Annotated in this window: 17 protein-coding genes; 14 read left to right on the forward strand and 3 right to left on the reverse strand. The window is 64.0% G+C overall.

What is annotated here, in order from left to right:
• Positions 1-4 precede the first annotated feature (4 nt).
• From KUL25_RS03135 to KUL25_RS03165, 7 genes are all read left to right on the forward strand, one after another.
• Positions 5-1,666: an alpha-glucosidase gene (locus tag KUL25_RS03135; RefSeq protein WP_257891597.1), complete on the forward strand. Its 1,662-nt coding sequence runs from the start codon at positions 5-7 to the stop codon at positions 1,664-1,666.
• A 12-nt stretch (positions 1,667-1,678) separates the two neighbouring features.
• Positions 1,679-2,812 carry an ABC transporter ATP-binding protein gene (locus KUL25_RS03140; protein WP_257891598.1) on the forward strand — a complete coding sequence of 378 codons (1,134 nt, stop codon included), beginning with the start codon at positions 1,679-1,681 and terminating at the stop codon, positions 2,810-2,812.
• Positions 2,813-2,904: 92 nt separating this feature from the next.
• Positions 2,905-3,270 (forward strand): DUF2200 domain-containing protein, encoded by a 366-nt coding sequence (locus tag KUL25_RS03145; protein WP_257891599.1) that lies wholly within the window; start codon positions 2,905-2,907, stop codon positions 3,268-3,270.
• Between the two features lie 101 nt (positions 3,271-3,371).
• Entirely contained in the window at positions 3,372-5,189 is a 1,818-nt protein-coding gene (gene edd, locus KUL25_RS03150) for a phosphogluconate dehydratase (RefSeq protein WP_257891600.1), read from the forward strand.
• A 172-nt stretch (positions 5,190-5,361) separates the two neighbouring features.
• A complete protein-coding gene (gene eda, locus KUL25_RS03155) occupies positions 5,362-6,003 on the forward strand; it encodes a bifunctional 4-hydroxy-2-oxoglutarate aldolase/2-dehydro-3-deoxy-phosphogluconate aldolase (RefSeq protein WP_257891601.1) in 642 nt (213 codons plus the stop codon).
• Positions 6,004-6,206: 203 nt separating this feature from the next.
• Complete coding sequence (locus tag KUL25_RS03160; RefSeq protein WP_257891602.1) at positions 6,207-6,833, forward strand: outer membrane protein; 627 nt, start codon at positions 6,207-6,209, stop codon at positions 6,831-6,833.
• 223 nt (positions 6,834-7,056) lie between these two features.
• On the forward strand, positions 7,057-7,647 hold the full coding sequence (locus KUL25_RS03165; RefSeq protein ID WP_257891603.1) for an outer membrane protein: 591 nt from the start codon (positions 7,057-7,059) through the stop codon (positions 7,645-7,647).
• A 19-nt stretch (positions 7,648-7,666) separates the two neighbouring features.
• Here KUL25_RS03165 and KUL25_RS03170 read toward each other — a convergent pair whose 3' ends face one another.
• Positions 7,667-8,878, reverse strand: coding sequence for a pyridoxal phosphate-dependent aminotransferase (locus KUL25_RS03170; RefSeq protein WP_257891604.1), 1,212 nt, complete (start codon positions 8,876-8,878; stop codon positions 7,667-7,669).
• A 79-nt stretch (positions 8,879-8,957) separates the two neighbouring features.
• Positions 8,958-9,284 (reverse strand): MmcQ/YjbR family DNA-binding protein, encoded by a 327-nt coding sequence (locus tag KUL25_RS03175; protein ID WP_257891605.1) that lies wholly within the window; start codon positions 9,282-9,284, stop codon positions 8,958-8,960.
• A 226-nt stretch (positions 9,285-9,510) separates the two neighbouring features.
• Between KUL25_RS03175 and cysS the strand changes: the two genes are divergently transcribed.
• From cysS to KUL25_RS03200, 5 genes are all read left to right on the forward strand, one after another.
• Complete coding sequence (gene cysS / locus KUL25_RS03180) at positions 9,511-10,851, forward strand: cysteine--tRNA ligase (protein WP_257891606.1); 1,341 nt, start codon at positions 9,511-9,513, stop codon at positions 10,849-10,851.
• A 238-nt stretch (positions 10,852-11,089) separates the two neighbouring features.
• On the forward strand, positions 11,090-12,712 hold the full coding sequence (cimA, locus tag KUL25_RS03185; protein ID WP_257891607.1) for a citramalate synthase: 1,623 nt from the start codon (positions 11,090-11,092) through the stop codon (positions 12,710-12,712).
• Positions 12,709-13,185, forward strand: a complete 477-nt coding sequence (locus KUL25_RS03190; RefSeq protein ID WP_257891608.1) for a hypothetical protein — start codon at positions 12,709-12,711, stop codon at positions 13,183-13,185. The genes cimA and KUL25_RS03190 overlap by 4 nt, the downstream gene beginning before the upstream one ends.
• Positions 13,182-13,907: a class I SAM-dependent methyltransferase gene (locus KUL25_RS03195; RefSeq protein ID WP_257891609.1), complete on the forward strand. Its 726-nt coding sequence runs from the start codon at positions 13,182-13,184 to the stop codon at positions 13,905-13,907. Before KUL25_RS03190 ends, KUL25_RS03195 begins: the two co-directional genes overlap by 4 nt.
• Complete coding sequence (locus KUL25_RS03200; RefSeq protein WP_257891610.1) at positions 13,904-14,650, forward strand: squalene/phytoene synthase family protein; 747 nt, start codon at positions 13,904-13,906, stop codon at positions 14,648-14,650. Before KUL25_RS03195 ends, KUL25_RS03200 begins: the two co-directional genes overlap by 4 nt.
• A 51-nt stretch (positions 14,651-14,701) precedes the next feature.
• On the opposite strand, the gene KUL25_RS03205 is transcribed toward KUL25_RS03200, so the two are convergent.
• Positions 14,702-15,934 (reverse strand): MFS transporter, encoded by a 1,233-nt coding sequence (locus tag KUL25_RS03205; RefSeq protein ID WP_257891611.1) that lies wholly within the window; start codon positions 15,932-15,934, stop codon positions 14,702-14,704.
• Positions 15,935-16,030: 96 nt separating this feature from the next.
• On the opposite strand from KUL25_RS03205, the gene KUL25_RS03210 reads away from it, so the two are divergent.
• Together KUL25_RS03210 and KUL25_RS03215 are read left to right on the forward strand one after the other, a co-directional pair.
• Positions 16,031-16,642: a DNA-3-methyladenine glycosylase family protein gene (locus tag KUL25_RS03210; protein ID WP_257891612.1), complete on the forward strand. Its 612-nt coding sequence runs from the start codon at positions 16,031-16,033 to the stop codon at positions 16,640-16,642.
• A complete protein-coding gene (locus KUL25_RS03215) occupies positions 16,639-17,304 on the forward strand; it encodes an alpha/beta hydrolase (protein ID WP_257891613.1) in 666 nt (221 codons plus the stop codon). Before KUL25_RS03210 ends, KUL25_RS03215 begins: the two co-directional genes overlap by 4 nt.
• The last annotated feature ends 101 nt before the right edge of the window (positions 17,305-17,405 follow it).

The following is a 17,405-nucleotide window of genomic DNA, read 5'->3' on the forward strand; positions in this document are numbered from 1 at the left end:
GCCCATGACCGCCCACCAAACCTTGTCGAAAGATCAAATCCTTGCCGCCGATGCCGATTGGTGGCGGGGTGCGGTGATCTATCAGATCTATCCGCGCAGCTACCAGGACAGCAACGGCGACGGAATCGGGGATCTCAACGGGATCACCTCGCGTTTGTCGCACATCCAGTCCCTTGGGGTGGATGCCATCTGGATCAGCCCGTTCTTCACCTCTCCGATGAAGGATTTCGGCTACGACGTCAGCGATTATTGCGATGTGGACCCGATGTTCGGCTCGCTCAGCGATTTCGACGTTTTGATCGAGACGGCCCACGCCTTGGGCCTGAAGGTGATGATCGACCTCGTGCTGTCGCATACGTCGGACCAGCACCCCTGGTTCGCCGAAAGCCGCGAGGATCGCGACAACCCCCGCGCCGATTGGTACGTCTGGTCGGACCCGAAAGAGGATGGCACGCCCCCCAACAACTGGTTGTCGATCTTCGGCGGATCGGCCTGGCATTGGGACGCCCGGCGCGAGCAGTATTACCTGCACAACTTCCTCGTCTCCCAGCCCGACCTGAATTTCCATTGCGCAGAGGTGCAGGACGCGCTTCTGGACGTGGTGCGGTTCTGGCTGGATCGCGGCGTGGATGGCTTCCGGCTCGATACGATCAACTTCTACTTCCACGATGACGAGTTGCGCTCCAACCCCGCGCTACCGAAGGAAAAGCGCGACGACACGATTGCGCCCTCGGTGAACCCCTACAACCACCAGCTGCACCTCTATTCCAAGAACCAGCCCGAGAACCTCGACTTCCTCAAGCGCTTCCGCGCGGTGCTGGATGAATACCCCGCCGCCACGGCCGTGGGCGAGGTCGGGGATGCGCAGTTCGGGCTGGAGATCATGGGCCAGTACACGGCGGGCGATGACATGGTCCACATGTGCTATTCGTTCGAATTCCTGGCGAAAGAGCGCCCGACCGCGGCGCGTTTTGCCGATGTTCTGACGCGCATCGACAAGGCCGCGCCCGATGGGTGGGCCTGCCTTGCGTTCTCCAACCATGATGTGGTGCGCCATGCCACGCGTTGGGACTTGCCGCCAGCAGCAAGCAGGGCGTTAACGACGTTAATGATGTGCCTGCGCGGATCGCTGTGCCTCTATCAGGGCGAGGAATTGGGCCTGCACGAGGCCGATGTGCCGTTCGAGGCGCTGCAAGACCCCTATGGCATCGAGTTCTGGCCCGAGTTCAAGGGCCGCGATGGGTGCCGCACGCCCATGGTGTGGGAACCGTCGAACCAGAACGGCGGCTTTTCCAACGGGCAGCCGTGGTTGCCGGTCAGCCACGAACACCTGGCCTATTCCGTCGCCGCGCAAGAGGCTGATCCCGGATCGCTTCTGCACCATTATCGCCGCGCAATTGCCTTCCGTCACACCCATAAGGCGCTGGTGAAAGGCACCCACGCGGATGTTACGGCCACCGGCGACGTGCTGCATTTCACCCGCACCCAGGGCGACGAGACGCTGTTTGTCGCCATCAACCTCTCGGGCGAGCCTGCCGCGCTTGACGCGCCTGCGGGGCACTGGGTGCAAGTCGGACAAGAACTCGGATCGACTGGCCTTGCGCCGGATGGAAAACTACACCTCGGCCCATGGCAGCCAGCCCTTGCGCTGCGCGTAAATCAATAGGGAGCGACGCAGATGGCAAATCTCAAACTCACCGATGTCGAAAAGACTTATGGCGGCACCGTTCAGGTGTTGCGCGATATCAACCTGGATATCGAAAAGGGCGAGTTGATCGTGTTCGTCGGCCCCTCTGGCTGCGGCAAGTCCACGCTTTTGCGCATGATCGCGGGCCTTGAAAAGATCACCGGCGGCGAGCTGCAAATTGACGGCCAGGTCGTCAACGACGTGCCGCCGTCCGAAAGGGGCATCGCGATGGTGTTCCAGTCCTACGCGCTTTATCCCCACATGACCGTGCGCGACAACATGGCCTTTGCCCTGAAAATCGCGGGCGACAGCAAGGAAGAGATCGACCGCAAGGTCAACGCGGCGGCCGAGAAGTTGCAGCTTGAAAACTTCCTCGACCGCCTGCCCAAGGCGCTTTCGGGCGGCCAGCGCCAGCGTGTCGCCATCGGGCGCTCCATCGTGCGGGACCCGAAGGTCTATCTGTTTGACGAACCGCTCTCCAACCTCGACGCCTCGCTTCGCGTCGCCACCCGCATCCAGATCGCGCAACTCAAGGAAGAGATGCCCGAAAGCACGATGATCTACGTCACCCACGACCAGGTGGAAGCGATGACGCTGGCCTCGCGCATCGTCGTGCTGGCGGGCGGCGGCGTGGCGCAGGTGGGCAGCCCCCTGCAACTTTATGAACGGCCCAATTCCACTTTCGTGGCCAAGTTCATCGGCTCGCCCGCGATGAACCTTCTGGGCGGCAAGATCGTCGGCACTGGCGAGGTGACGACGCTGGAAATGAACGAGGGCGGGGGCACGATCACCTCCAACTACCCCTCCAATCCCGAGGATATGGGCGCGGTGGTCGAGGTCGGCATCCGCCCCGAGGATATGGTGGAAACCAACGCCGACGATTTCGCCTTCCAGGCCAAGGTGGAGATTACCGAGGCGCTTGGTGAAGTCACCCTGCTTTATTTCGAGCGCGCGCACCCGGATCATGAGCCCGTCATCGGCAAGCTTGCAGGCATCCACAAGTCCCTGCGCGGCACCTCGGTGAAGCTGAACGCCACGCCGGACAAGGTGCATGTGTTCAAGGACGGCGTGTCGCTGCTCTACCGCGACGAAGACGTGTTTTTGCCGGGTGTGCAGCCGCACTGAGGCGGGCAGGGGACTGCACGTGACACAGGACGGTTCAGCCTACTGCGAGACGTATGTTATAGTTCGGGCGGTCCAAATTGCCCGAGGTCACAATGGGAAATCCGAAATCAGCCCATGAAACCTTCGCGAAGATGTCCTTCGCAAAGGTCTACCCGATGTATCTTGCCAAGGTCGAGAAGAAGGGCCGTACGCGGGACGAATTGCACCGCGTTATCAACTGGTTGACTGGCTTCGATGACGGGGCGCTGCAACACTACCTCGACGCGGACGCCACCTTCGAGACCTTCTTTGACCGCGCGGAAATCAACCCCAACGCCAGTGGCATCACCGGCGTCATCTGCGGCGTTCGCGTCGAAGACATCGATGATCAACTGGTCCAGCGGGTCCGGTATCTAGACAAATTGGTCGATGAACTGGCGAAGGGACGAAAGATGGAAAAGATCCTGCGCGGGTCGTAGTTTTTTCGCCCACGCACGCCGTCGCGCCCCGTCTGTTCGCCTCTAGACATGTTAGCGCTAACATGATATGTGCCCGGCAACAGATTCAAGGAAGCAAGCCCATGTCCGCCGCATCTCATGTTGATCCCCGTATCGCCGCCATCACCGACCGCATCATCGAGCGGTCCCGCCCCACGCGGGAGCCCTACCTCGACCGCATGCGCAAGTTGGCCGAGGACGGCCCGCGCCGCGCCCATCTGACCTGCGGCAACCAGGCCCATGCCTATGCCGCAATGGGCGACGACAAGGGGGCTCTGGTGGCGGCGCGTGCGCCCAATATCGGGATCGTGACGGCCTACAACGATATGCTCTCCGCCCACCAACCCTTTGAAACCTATCCGCAAAAGATCAAGGACGCCGCGCGCGGGGCAGGGGCCACGGCCCAGGTCGCCGGCGGCGTGCCGGCCATGTGCGATGGTGTCACGCAAGGCCAGGTCGGCATGGAACTCAGCCTGTTTTCCCGCGACGTGATCGCCATGGCCGCCGGGGTGGCGCTAAGCCACAACACCTTCGACGCCGCCCTCTACCTCGGCGTTTGTGACAAGATCGTCCCCGGCCTCGTCATCGCGGCGGCCACCTTCGGCTATATCCCCGCGCTGTTCGTCCCCGCAGGCCCCATGGTCTCGGGCCTGCCCAACGACGAGAAAGCCCGCGTCCGCAACCAATTCGCCAACGGCGAAGTGGGCCGCGACAAGCTGATGGAGGCCGAGATGGCCTCCTACCACGGGCCCGGCACCTGCACCTTCTACGGCACCGCGAACTCCAACCAGATGTTGATGGAATTCATGGGGTTGCACCTGCCCGGCGCGTCCTTTGTCAATCCCGGCACCCCCCTGCGCGACGCGCTTACCGTGGCCGCAACCGAACGCGCGGCGGCCATTACCGCGCTTGGCAATGCCTATACGCCCGTGTGCGATATTCTTGACGAGAAAGCCTTCGTGAACGGCCTCGTGGGCCTCATGGCCACGGGCGGCTCCACCAACCTCGTCATCCACCTCATCGCCATGGCGCGGGCGGCGGGCATCATCCTGGAATGCAGCGATTTCAACGACATATCGGCCGCCACGCCGCTCATGGCGCGGGTCTACCCCAACGGGTTGGCCGACGTGAACCATTTCCACGCCGCCGGTGGCCTTGGCTATATGATCGGCCAACTGCTGGACGCGGGCCTGATGCACGACGACGTGAAGACCGCCGCAGGCGACGGCCTGTCCCTCTACACGCAAGAACCCGCGCTCGACAACGGCGCCTTCCACTACCGCCCCGGCCCCACGACCACCCTCAACGACAAGATCCTGCGCCCCGCCGCGGACCCCTTCGCCAAAACCGGCGGCCTGGCAGAGCTTTCAGGCAACCTTGGCATTGGCGTGATGAAAGTCTCGGCCGTTGATCCCGAGAGGCACTGCATCGAGGCACCCGCCGCCATTTTCCATTCCCAGGAGGCGGTGAAAGAAGCGTTCAAAAACAAGGAACTGGACCGCGACGTGGTCGTTGTCGTCCGCTTTCAGGGCCCCAAGGCCAACGGCATGCCGGAACTCCACTCGCTGACGCCGCTCCTCTCCATCCTTCAGGGCAGGGGCCATCGCGTCGCCCTCGTCACTGATGGCCGCATGTCGGGCGCATCCGGCAAAGTCCCCTCCGCGATCCACGTCGCGCCCGAGGCGCTTGACGGCGGCCTTATCGGCAAGCTGCAAGACGGCGACATGATCCGCGTCGACGCCACCAATGGCACCCTCGATGTCCTCACCGAAGGTGTCGAGGCCCGCCCCCACGCCACCCCCGACCTGTCGGCCAATTCCCACGGCGTGGGGCGTGAGTTGTTCGAAATCTTCCGCCAAACCGCAGGTCCGGCTACCACTGGCGCGGGCGTTGTGGTTTAAGCCAGCCGTCCCGCCAACCTCCAACCCGCCAACCTCCAACCCGACCTCCTCCAACCCGTCCCCCTCCAATCCACCCGCAAGCGCGATCCCCCATTTCCCCGTTCTTAAAATATCCCCGCCGGAGGCTCCCGTCCTCGCCCCACACACCCCGGCCTGACCCTGAAAGCCTGCCATGACCCCCCAAGCCCAATCCCTCGCCGCCCACCGCATCGCAGCCCTGGCCCCGATCATCCCTGTCCTCGTCGTCAATGACGTGGCCCATGCCGCACCGCTGGCCACGGCGCTGGTCAAGGGCGGGTTGCCGGCGCTGGAAGTCACGCTGCGCACCCCTTGCGCGTTGGAGGTCATCACCGAGATGGCGAAGGTCAAAGGCGGCGTTGTGGGCGCGGGCACGCTGCTGACGCCCCAGGACGTGGAAAACGCCAAGGCCGCAGGCGCCACCTTCGGTGTCTCGCCCGGCGCCACGGCGCATCTGATCGACGCGTGTACCGCCAATGAACTGCCGCTTCTGCCCGGTGCCGCCACCGCGTCCGAAGTCATGTTCCTGTTCGAGCAAGGCTATGACCTGCTGAAGTTTTTTCCGGCCGAGGCCAATGGCGGTGCGCCTGCACTCAAGGCCATCGGCGCGCCGATCCCGCAGGTCTCCTTCTGTCCCACCGGCGGCGTGACCATGGCCAATGTGAACAATTACCTGTCGTTGCCCAACGTGGTCTGCGCGGGCGGGTCCTGGGTTGCGCCCAAGTCCGCCGTGGAAGCGGGCGATTGGGCCGAGATCGAGCGTTTGGCCCGCGAGGCGGCCGCCCTTCCGCGATAGCCGAAAACAGGACGGACGTGGCGGCGATTTGCTGATCCGGAAGGGGCCGATCAGCAGGTTCTGGCCGTCGCCGCGCCCTCACGCGGGTGTGAGGTGAAATCTCGCACGATCCTCGTAGGTGTCAGCAGGAACCAACGCGCGATCAATGCGTTGGAGACCCGGATGCGCTCCGGACCCTGACACGAACAAGAGGATATCTTATAATGAAATACGCAGTATTCACAGGCACGCTTGCGGTTCTCCTGAGCCCCGTGGCGGCTTTTGCAGGGGGCTACGTGGCCCCGGCAGATCCGGCGCCCGTCGCCCCTGTCGCCGCGGCCCCTGCACCGGTCGGCTATGATTGGTCCGGCTTCTATGGCGGTATCCAGCTTGAGTATGGCGATGTCGATGCCAACACCCTTGCCGGTGCGGACGCCGCCGATGGCGATGGTGTGCTTTACGGCGTTTTTGGCGGCTACCGCTACGACCTGGGCAACATTGTCGTGGGTGCGGAACTGGACCTGAACTGGGCCGATATCGATCTGGACGATCCCGTGGGCACCACGATCGGCTCGCTTGATTCCGTGCACCGTCTGGGCGCAGAGGTTGGCTATGATGCCGGCCCGGCGCTGCTTTACGGTACCGTCGGTGTGGCGCAGGCATCCGCCACCGTGGGGGGCGCGGATCTGCAAGACAACGGCTATTTCTTCGGCGCTGGCGTCGATTATCTCGTCACCGACCAGATCATCCTGGGTGCTGAAGTGCTGCAGCACGAGTTTGAGGATTTCGACAACTCCGGCCTCGACATCTCGGCCACGACCTTCGGCGTCAGCGCGGCCTTCCGCTTCTGATCCGGGATTTGCAGACAACGATTCCCAGACAATGATTTCAGACAACGGCCCGCGCCCTTCACAGGAGGGGCGCGGGCCTTTCCTGGCGCCCCTGACAACGGGCCGACAATTCGGCAACGGCTGTGGATAACTCCACACGCAGGGCCGTCGCGGCGCTTGTCGCAGGGATGCCGGTCAGGCTATCAGACAGGAAAAGAAGCTAAAAAAAACCCCTGAGGCACCCATGCGTACTGCGTTGACCCTGATATCGCTATTCGTTGCGGCCCCTGTCTTCGCAGGCGGTGTGACAGATCCCGCTCGGCCCCCCTTGATGATTGATCCGCCGGTCGAGATGACGTGGACCGGTTTCTATGCGGGCGCCAATGTCATCTACGGCCAAGGCACGCCCACCGGACAGCCCGAGATCGACGGCCTGCACTACGGGCTTGTGGCGGGCTACCGCCAGGATCTGGGCGATCTTGTCATCGGCGTCGAGGTGGAGTGGACCAACGGCGCCATCGAGGCCCCCGGCGTGCCCACGCGGGAGATGAGCAGGCTGTTCAGCGGCGGTCTGGAGGTTGGCTATGATGCCGGCGTCTTCCTGCCCTATGCCACGGCCGGTGTTTCCACCGCACGCTTCGAAGAGCCGGTCATTCTGCCCAACTTCGACGCCTCGGGCCTTGGCTATTTCTTTGGCGTCGGCGTTGATTACGCCCTGAACGATGACATCACCCTCGGTGCCGAGATCATCCAGCACCGCTTCACCGACTTTCCGCTGCCCAACACGGATATTGACCTGAATACGGTCAGCCTGACGGCAACGTTCAACTTCTAGGTCCCAATCGTTAACGGCGTTAAGCTGTCGCCGCGCAGCGTCCGTCCATCTGGCGGGCGGCGAAGGCGAACAAACGGTCAAGCGCCGTGGCGAACACCTCATCGGGCAGCGTCAGCGCCACGCGGATATGGCCCGCCGCCGCCACGCCGAAGCTTTCGCCCGGCATCACCGCCACGCGTTCCTCCTCCAACAACGCCTCGCCGAAGTCGTTTCCGCTCAGGCCCGTGGCGCGGATATCCAGCATCACGTACATCGCCCCGGACGGGGGAATGGCCCTGATCTGCAAGGAGTTGCTCGCCTGTTGCTGTGCCAGGCGTTCCAGCACCATGTTGCGCCGGCGCAGGAACGGCGCGGCCACCGCCGCTTCCGCCTCCACCCCCAGCGACAGGGCATAGCACCCGGCGTCCTGGATGAAGCCCGGCACGCCATAGGTCGTGTGGGTGGCCAGGTTGATCATCTGCGCCACCGCTCCCGCGGGCCCTGCGACCCACCCCAACCGAGACCCCGTCATCGCGTGGCTTTTCGACAGGGACCCCACCGTCAAGGTCCGCTCGAACATGTCGGGCAGGCTGGCGAAGGGGCGGTGCGTGCCCTCCCAGATCTGGCTGTCGTAGACCTCGTCCGAAATCACCCAAAGGTCCCGCGCCCCGGCCACCCGCGCGATGCCCTCCAGCGTAGCGTCGGAATAGACCGCGCCGGTGGGGTTGTTGGGCGTGTTGATCAGAAGGCTCTTGGCACCCAGGCTGGCTGCCATCAGATCCGCCTCACGCGGCTGAAAGCCATCCTCGGGGTGGGTCGCCACGGGCTTTGGCACCGCGCCGACGCCCCGGATCGTGCCGGGGTAGGTGGCGTAATAGGGATCGATCAGAAGCGCCGTATCGCCGGGGTCGCAGGCCAGGCTGTGGGCTGCGAAAAGGCCGGATTGTCCGCCGGGGGTGATCAGGATGTTTTCGGGGCCATAGGTCAATTCGCTGAATGATGACAAACGCTTGGCCACGGCGTCGCGCAGGGATCGCGTGCCCGGAACGGCCGCATAGCCGGTGTGTCCGCCCCGTGCCGAGGCATCCATCGCGTCCAGGATGTCGGGGGCCGTGCGGGTGTCATGCTCGCCGATGGTCAGCTCCAGCACCGGCTCTCCGGCGTCCTTCAGGGCACGGGCGCGGTAGAACAGCCCCCAGCCATCGTCGCCGCCACCGGTCAGCCCCATGAGGCGGTTGGAATAGGTCGGCATGGGCGGCGCTCCGGGATCGAGGGGTGTGGTGGCGCGAAGGTGCGTGCACCGGCGCGCGGGCGCAACCCCCTACGGCCCCCTACGGCGCGCCCGCGTTGCGGTCACTCAGCACCAATCGGTAGCTCCGGCCGATCCAGTCGCGCAGCTCGGTCGGCGGGGTGTTCCACGGAAACAGAACCCAGCCCGTGCCCTTCAGGTACGCAGAGGTCACAGCGCGCTTTTGTCCCACCAGCATTTGCGCCATCAGGTCGCTGCCAATGCGCAGGGACAGGCCCTCGCCGCCGGTTGTGTAGGCGGCGAACATATGGCCATGCACGGTCCAGATCACCATGCCCTCGCCGAAGGGCGTCGTACGGGCGGTGCCCAACAGGCCTTTGGCGTATATGTCGACGAAGAGCTCCTGCATGGTCGCAAGATAGTGGCGCGTTGAAATTATTGCAGGTGCAAGTACCTGCGGCTTGTTATCGCAGATACAAATGTGCTAGCCCGTGCCCCATGTTTTACACATTGCCCTGTACGACGATCTGTATTCCCCGCTAATTCAAGCGGTCCGGGCACGTGTGGTTTTAATGGTTCTTCCTATCTGCTAGCCCGGTCGCGCGCCCTTTTTCCGCCTGCCGAAAGCTTGCCCCATGGTCGATATCCGCCTGAAAAACTCCAAGACCCGCCGTGTAGAGGTGCTGGACCCAATCGTGCCCGGGAAGGTCTCGATGTATGTCTGCGGGCCCACGGTCTATGACCGCGCTCACATCGGCAACGCGCGCTCGGCGGTGGTGTTCGACCAGTTGTTTCGCCTGCTGCGCCATGTCTATGGCAAGGACAACGTCACCTTCGTGCGCAATTTCACCGACGTGGACGACAAGATCAACGCCCGCGCGGCCGAGGAGGGGCGCGAGATCGCGGATCTGACCGCCGAGACGGCGCTATGGTATCTGGACGACACGCGCGCTTTGGGCGTGCTTGACCCGACGCATATGCCGCGCGCGACGGGCTACATCGCTGAAATGGTTGCCTTTATCGAGGATCTGATCGCCAAGGGCTTCGCCTATGCCCGCGACGGCCATGTTCTGTTTCGGGTGCGCTCGTTCGAGGATTACGGCAAGCTCTCGGGCCGCTCGGTCGATGACATGATCGCGGGCGCGCGCGTCGAAGTGGCCCCTTACAAAGAGGACCCGATGGATTTCGTGCTGTGGAAGCCGTCGGCCGATGACATTCCGGGGTGGGAGAGTCCATGGGGCAGGGGCCGCCCCGGCTGGCACATCGAATGCTCCGCCATGGCCCACGCGATCTTGGGAGAGCAATTCGACATCCACGGCGGCGGCGCAGACCTGATGTTCCCGCACCACGAAAACGAGGTCGCGCAGTCCTGCGCGGCAGGCCACAAGTTCGCGAACATCTGGATGCACAACGAGATGTTGCAGGTCGAGGGCAAGAAGATGTCCAAGAGCCTTGGCAACTTCTTCACCGTGCGCGATTTGTTGGACAGTGGTGTGCCGGGCGAGGTGATCCGCATGGTCTTCCTTGGTACTCACTACGGCAAGCCGATGGACTGGACCGAGAAGAAGCGGGCAGAGGCCGAGAAGACGCTGCGCAAGTGGTATGGGCTGGCAGAGGCCGGAGACGCGGTGCCCAAGGCAGTTGTCGCCGCCCTTGCCGATGACCTCAACACCCATCAGGCCTTGGCCGAGATGCACAAACTTGACGGCGCCGAACTTGGAGCGTCGCTGTCGGTGATGGGCCTGTGGAGCGGCGCGGTGCCGGAGTGGGCGCAAGAGGATGGGGTGGATCTATCTGCCTTTGTCGAATGTCTTTCGGACGCGCGGGAGAAAGCGATGCAAAGCAAAGATTTCTCCGTCGTGGATGCGCTCAAGACGGCCCTCACTGCCGCTGGCATCGAAGTCCGCATGTCCAAAGAGGGCGTAGAGCTCCTACCCGGCCCCGATTTCGACCCCTCCAAACTGGAGGGCCTCTAATGTCTTGCACAGAACACAAGTCCAGCCCCGGACCGCGGGTGGGGGTGAAGCCCCCGCGTCGCCCCGTAGGGGCTCACCTATGGTGCGACGGGGCGGTCAGGGGCTGGACGGGCCGCAAGCGACCCGCCCGAAGTGGCTCTGAAATGGCTAAAGATGCGTTAACGTACAAATCAAAAAGCAGCGAAAACAACAGCTTACATAAATGCTCAAGCTTGAGCACCCCCGCCGGAGGCCCCCAATGACCAAAACCCGCCTCCACCTTTACGACACCACCCTGCGCGACGGTCAGCAGACGCAAGGCGTGCAATTCTCCACCCCCGAGAAGATCCGCATCGCAAACGCCCTCGATGCCCTCGGCCTCGATTATATCGAAGGCGGCTGGCCCGGCGCGAACCCCACGGATTCCGCCTTCTTCGATGACGCTCCCGCCACGCAAGCCAGGATGACTGCCTTCGGCATGACCAAACGGGCAGGGCGCTCGGCCGAAAATGACGACGTTCTGGCCGCCGTCCTGAACGCGAACACCGGGACCGTCTGCCTCGTCGGCAAGTCCCACGATTTCCACGTGACCGAGGCCCTTGGCATCACCTTGCCCGAGAATGTCGAGAATATCCGCGCCTCCATCGCGCACCTGGTGGCGCAGGGTCGCGAGGCGCTGTTCGACGCCGAGCATTTCTTTGACGGCTACAAGGCCAATCCCGATTACGCGCTCGAATGCGTCCATGCCGCCCACACTGCGGGCGCGCGCTGGGTTGTTCTGTGCGACACCAACGGCGGCACATTGCCCTCGGAAATCGCTGACATCACCGCTAAAGTCATCGCCTCCGGCATCCCCGGCACGCACGTCGGCATCCACACCCACAACGATACGGAAACCGCCGTGGCCGGTAGCCTTGCAGCGGTGGAGGCCGGCGCGCGCCAGATCCAAGGCACGCTGAATGGCCTGGGGGAGCGGTGCGGTAACGCCAACCTCACCACGCTGATCCCGACGCTGCTGCTCAAGGAGCCCTACAAAAGCCGCTACACGACCGGAATCGCCGTCGAGAAGCTATTGGGTCTCACCCGGCTTTCGCGGATGCTCGACGACATTCTCAACCGTGTGCCCCAGCGCCAGGCCCCCTACGTCGGCGCCAGCGCCTTCGCCCACAAGGCGGGTCTGCACGCCAGTGCCATCGTCAAGAACCCCACCACCTACGAGCATATCGACCCCGAAACGGTCGGCAACACCCGCATCATCCCGATGTCCAACCAAGCGGGCCAATCGAACCTGCGCAAACGGCTGGCCGAGGCGGGGCTATCGGTCGAAAAGAGCGACCCGGCGCTGGCGCAAATTCTTGATACGATCAAGGAACGCGAAGATCAGGGATACAGCTTCGACACGGCTCAGGCCTCTTTCGAGCTGTTGGCCCGCCGTGCCCTTGGCCTCTTGCCCGAGTACTTCGAGGTCAAGCGCTACAAGGTCACGATCGAGCGGCGCAAGAACAAGTACAACCAGATGGTCAGCCTGTCCGAGGCGATGGTCGTCGTGAAGGTCGGCGGCGAAAAGAAGCTGTCGGTCAGTGAAAGCATGGATGCGACGGGCAGCGACCGGGGGCCGGTGAACGCATTGGCCAAGGCGCTGGCAAAGGATCTGGGGCCCTATCAGGGGTTGATCGAAGATATCCATCTGGTCGACTTCAAGGTGCGCATCACCCAGGGCGGGACCGAGGCCGTGACCCGCGTGATCATCGACAGCGAAGACAGCAATGGGCGGCGCTGGTCGACCGTGGGCGTGTCGCCCAACATCGTGGATGCCAGTTTCGAAGCACTGCTGGATGCGGTGACATGGAAGCTGGTCCATGAGGGGGCAGAGGTTCAATGAAATCGACGCTTTCTGTTGCCCTGTGCCTCAGCGCCACGCAGCTTGCGGCGTCGGAACCGGTGCGCCTGTGCAACGTCGCCTCTTACGGAAATGGCAGCCCGGTCGTGGAAATCGTCCTGGCAGATGACCGTGTGATCGTGGGCCTCGGCCAGGAAGACGGCGGTGGTGATCTGGTGACCCTGCGTGAGCCGGGGCGTTTCGTGCAGACCTGGGCGCGGCTGTCGCCCGGATTGGCGGGCCTGCCCATGACGATGGACACCATGCCGGGTGCCGATACGCTTTTCGATATGCTGGATGTACGCTTTGCCGACGGCACGGGCGGGCGTTGGGTGGGCACGGGGCCGGACAACCCGATTTTCGAGGTCATCGCGGCTTTCGGAATGAATGACACCCGGGAGTTCTTCGACCGTACGCTGGTGCAGGTCGACGCGGATCATCCCATATTTGCCGACCCCTGTGGAGATTGGCCATGAGCACTTGGGACCGCGAAAGCTTCTTTACCATCCACGCCGACCTGCCCCGCGAAGGGCCGGGGGAGACGGCGGATGTGGCTTGGGCGGCGGAGGTTGCTGACCTCGTGCCGGGCGCGCGCATCTGCGATGCAGGCTCGGGGCCGGGGGGCGATATCGGCGCGTTGCTGCGCGCCGCCAAGGACGCCCATGTGACGGCGATTGATGCCCACGCCCCGTTCATTGACGCGGCGAAGGCGCGCTGGGGCGCGGATGGGCGGGTTGATCTGGTCGCGGGCGATTACACCGGGATCACCGGCCCGTTTGATTTCATCTGGTCCGCAGGCGCGGTCTATTTCCATGGCATCGCAGAGCTTCTGCCGCTCTGGCGTCCGGCCTTGGCCGAAGGGGGCGCGATTGCCTTCTCGGAGCCGTGCGTGTTCACCGATGGGCCGCCCTCGGATGTGGTGAAGGCCCTTTGGGAAGACTACCCGCGCCTGACCGATGCGCAGGGCATCGCCGCGCAGGTGCGCCTGGCGGGGTACGAGACGCTGGCCACGCGCAAGCTGTCGGATGTAGCGTGGGAAAGCTATTATCGTCCGATGGAGGCACGGATCGCAGAGCTGCGCCGCACGGCCGACACCCGCATGCACGCCGCCCTGGACGAGGCCGAAGCCGAGATCGCCGCCTGGCGCGCCAACCGCACCGAAACGGGCTATCTTCTGTCCGTGGTGAGGCCGCTGTGAGCGTTCAGGCCTGTGCAGATCTGGTTGCGCGCGGCGATCCGCGCCGGTTTCGCGCCGCGATGGCCGCGCCCTTGGCGGCGCGCGAGGTGCTGCTGCCGCTTTATGCGTTCAACATCGAGGTCAGCCGCGCGCCGTGGGTGACGCAAGAGCCGATGATCGCCGAGATGCGCCTGCAATGGTGGCGCGATGCCCTTGAAGAGATCTCCGATGGGCGGGCACGGCGGCACGAGGTGGTCGATGCGCTGGGGTTTCTGGACGCGCAGGGCGCGGCGACGCTGGATCAGGTGATCGCGGCCCGGCGTTGGGACATCTACAAGGATCCGTTCGAGGACGAGGCAGCGTTTTCGCAGTATCTGCAACGCACCTCTGGCGGGTTGATCGACACCGCCCTGCGAGCCTTGGGCGGCACGCCAACGCCCGCCACGGACGCCATCGGCTATGCCGCTGGCTTGGCGCGGTATCTGGTGGCGGTGCCTGCGCTTGAAGCCCGTGGGCGAGTGCCGCTGCTTGATGGGCGGGCGGCGGCAATATCCTCGCTGGCGCAAGACGCGTTGCGTGCGTGGCCGGGGCGTATTGATGTGGCGATGCCTGCGCAGGCGGCGCTGTTCGAGGTGGCGGGCGCAAAGGCGATCCTGAAGCGCGCCGTGGCCGATCCCCTGGCCGTGGCCGAGGGGCGGCTGGACCTGCCGCCCGGTCGCGAGAAACTCAGCCTTCTTGCGGCGGCCTTCTTGCGGCGGCTCTAGGCGTCATAGCGCCACTTGGAACGCGTCAGGTGGCTGGTGACACGAGCGGTGTCAGGCCACGCGCTGGCGCGGCTGCATCGCCAGCCAGATCAGTGCCGCACCCGCCAAGGCAAGGAACGGGGCCATCGCAAGGTTCACCGACGTCCAGCCGGCCACGACATCCTCGCCGCCCGAATACATCAGCACGCCGGAACTGAGCGAAGCGATGAAGACCGACCCAAAGACGACGAAATCGTTCATGCCCTGAACTGTGCCCCGCTCTTCCGGCGCATGGGAGGCGGTCAACATGGCAGTGGCGCCGATGAAACCGAAATTCCAGCCGACACCCAAAAGAATGAGGGCGCCGAAGAACTGGAACAGCTCGACCCCGGTCATGGCCACGACGCCCGCAGCGGCAAGCAGCAAAAGGCCCGTGGCGACGATTTTCGTGGTCCCGAACCGTGCGATCAGGTGGCCGGTGAAGAACGAGGGCGCGAACATGGCAATGACGTGCGCCGAAACCACATCGGCCGCATTGCCGGTCGTGAAGCCACAGCCCACGACGGCCAGCGGCGTTGACGTCATCATCAGGTTCATCAGCGAATAGGTGACGGCCCCGCAGATCATCGCCACGATGATCTTGGGATCGCGCAGCAACTCGGCCCGCGTGCGCCCCCGTGGATCATCGGCATGGGCGGCCTTGGGCTTGGGCAATTGCAGGAACGCAAACAGACCGGACCCTATGAGGTTGATTGCAAAGATAAAGGCATAGGTGCCGACGAAGGGGATCACCGTCGCCTCGCTGGAGGCCTTGACCAATTGCGGGCCAATCAGCGCCGATATAAGCCCCCCGGCCATCACGTAGGAAATCGCCTTGGGGCGAAACGCGGACGAGGCGGTATCCGTCGCGGCGAAGCGGTAAAAGCCCTGTGCCGACATGTAGATGCCGCTGAAGTACGAGCCCAGAAGAAAGACCGGGAAACTGTCGATCCACAGGCCATATCCCGCGATCGCGGCCCCCAGACCGCCGCCCAGGGCGCCCACATAGAAGCCGATTTGACGGCCATATTTTTGCATCAGCGGCGAAATCCATGGTGCCGTCGTCATGGAGCCGAAGACGATCAACGAAATCGGAAGCGTCGCCAGGGCAGGCGACGGTGCGATCATCAGGCCCGCGAGACCTCCGATCGTGAACAACATCGGCATCTGCGCGCCCAGAAGCGCCTGTGCCATGACCAGAACAATCACATTGCGCTTGGCCGCGGTATCGTCTGGGTGCGATAAAAGGGGGGTGCTGTCGGTCATGGTGAGAGCGGTATAGGGTTTGCAAACGGGCGTCCAGATGAGCGGATGTCACATTTGGGGACGGCGGTCGATCGGGGCCGGGACAAGGGAAGCGCAATGCGGATCGAGACCGAAGAAGACCTGGCCAGAGGGTTTGCGCAGCTCTGCGAGATGGAGCCGAAATTCACCATGATATCAGGGCCTTTGCCGTTGCGCAGGCGGCCGGACGGGTTCGGGGCCTTGATGAATGCGATCGTCGGCCAGCAGGTCTCCACCGCGTCGGCGGCCGCAATCTGGAGCCGGTTGCAAGCGGCGGGGTTCGACCGTGAAGAGGCCGTGTTTCAAAGCACGGACGAGGACTTGAAGCGCTGTGGACTGTCGCGTCCCAAAGTGCGCTACGCCCGCGCGCTGGCCGAGGTGCGGCTGGACTACGGCGCGTTGCGCGGTGCCTCGGCGTCGGACGTCGTTCAAACGCTGATCACCGTGCCCGGCATCGGGCGCTGGACGGCGGAGATCTACGCCAAGTTCGCGCTGGGCCACGCCGATGTATTCGCGGCGGGGGATCTGGCGTTGCAGGAGGGGGCGAAGCTGCTGTTCGACCTGCCCGCACGCCCGTCCGAGAAAGAGATGCGCACAATGGCCGAGGCATGGTCCCCGGTTCGGGCCATTGCCGCGCGCGCGCTCTGGGCCTACTACCGGGAAAAGACCAAGCGAGAGGGCGCGATATGACTGATGTGTTGGATTATGGGACCAAGCCGTCTCATTCGGGGGATGTGACGTCCCTGGTGGTGTTCCTGCATGGCTACGGTGCCGATGGCCGCGACCTCCTGGGCCTTGCCGATCCGCTGGCAGAGCATTTGCCCAACACGGTCTTCGTGGCCCCCGACGCGCCCGAGCGTTCGGCGATGAACCCGGCGGGATTTCAGTGGTTCCCGATCCCCTGGATCGACGGATCCAGCGAGGCGGCCGCAGCCGAAGGCATGGCCCGCGCGGTGATCGACCTGAATGCGTTCCTCGACCATGTGATGGCGGAACATGGCGTGACGGCGGCGGAAACGGCGCTGGTGGGCTTCAGCCAGGGGACGATGATCTCTCTGCATGTCGCGCCGCGCCGGGATGAGGCCTTCGCGGGCGTCGTCGGCTTCTCGGGCCGGTTGCTGGACCCGGAGGCTTTGGTCGATGACGTCGTGGTGCGCCCGCCGGTTCTGCTGATCCATGGCGATGCCGACGACGTGGTGCCACCGCAATCGCTGCCCGAGGCCGCCGAAGGCCTGGAAGCCGCCGGGTGGGAAGAGGTCTACGCCCACGTCATGCAAGGCACGGCCCACGGCATTGCGCCCGATGGCCTATCGGTGGCGCTGGCATTCCTGCGGGACAAACTGCCGGAGTAGCGTGCGATTTCGCTGTCATCTGATCGTTGCATGAGCGCCCTAAGATTCGGGTGTGACCACATCATGTCGTTTTGCTTGCCCCGTGGTCGCACCTAGATATA

This window comes from Gymnodinialimonas phycosphaerae, from assembly GCF_019195455.1.
Taxonomy (GTDB): Bacteria; Pseudomonadota; Alphaproteobacteria; order Rhodobacterales; family Rhodobacteraceae; genus Gymnodinialimonas; species Gymnodinialimonas phycosphaerae.

Coding starts and splice junctions, on each gene's coding strand:
- KUL25_RS03195 (WP_257891609.1), top strand. CDS start 13,182: ATGAGCACTTGGGACCGCGAAAGCTTCTTTACCATCCACGCCGACCTG.
- KUL25_RS03215 (WP_257891613.1), top strand. CDS start 16,639: ATGACTGATGTGTTGGATTATGGGACCAAGCCGTCTCATTCGGGGGAT.
- KUL25_RS03140 (WP_257891598.1), top strand. CDS start 1,679: ATGGCAAATCTCAAACTCACCGATGTCGAAAAGACTTATGGCGGCACC.
- eda (WP_257891601.1), top strand. CDS start 5,362: ATGACCCCCCAAGCCCAATCCCTCGCCGCCCACCGCATCGCAGCCCTG.
- KUL25_RS03190 (WP_257891608.1), top strand. CDS start 12,709: ATGAAATCGACGCTTTCTGTTGCCCTGTGCCTCAGCGCCACGCAGCTT.
- cysS (WP_257891606.1), top strand. CDS start 9,511: ATGGTCGATATCCGCCTGAAAAACTCCAAGACCCGCCGTGTAGAGGTG.
- KUL25_RS03205 (WP_257891611.1), bottom strand. CDS start 15,934: ATGACCGACAGCACCCCCCTTTTATCGCACCCAGACGATACCGCGGCC.
- KUL25_RS03160 (WP_257891602.1), top strand. CDS start 6,207: ATGAAATACGCAGTATTCACAGGCACGCTTGCGGTTCTCCTGAGCCCC.
- KUL25_RS03145 (WP_257891599.1), top strand. CDS start 2,905: ATGGGAAATCCGAAATCAGCCCATGAAACCTTCGCGAAGATGTCCTTC.
- KUL25_RS03135 (WP_257891597.1), top strand. CDS start 5: ATGACCGCCCACCAAACCTTGTCGAAAGATCAAATCCTTGCCGCCGAT.
- KUL25_RS03170 (WP_257891604.1), bottom strand. CDS start 8,878: ATGCCGACCTATTCCAACCGCCTCATGGGGCTGACCGGTGGCGGCGAC.
- KUL25_RS03165 (WP_257891603.1), top strand. CDS start 7,057: ATGCGTACTGCGTTGACCCTGATATCGCTATTCGTTGCGGCCCCTGTC.
- KUL25_RS03175 (WP_257891605.1), bottom strand. CDS start 9,284: ATGCAGGAGCTCTTCGTCGACATATACGCCAAAGGCCTGTTGGGCACC.
- KUL25_RS03210 (WP_257891612.1), top strand. CDS start 16,031: ATGCGGATCGAGACCGAAGAAGACCTGGCCAGAGGGTTTGCGCAGCTC.
- edd (WP_257891600.1), top strand. CDS start 3,372: ATGTCCGCCGCATCTCATGTTGATCCCCGTATCGCCGCCATCACCGAC.
- cimA (WP_257891607.1), top strand. CDS start 11,090: ATGACCAAAACCCGCCTCCACCTTTACGACACCACCCTGCGCGACGGT.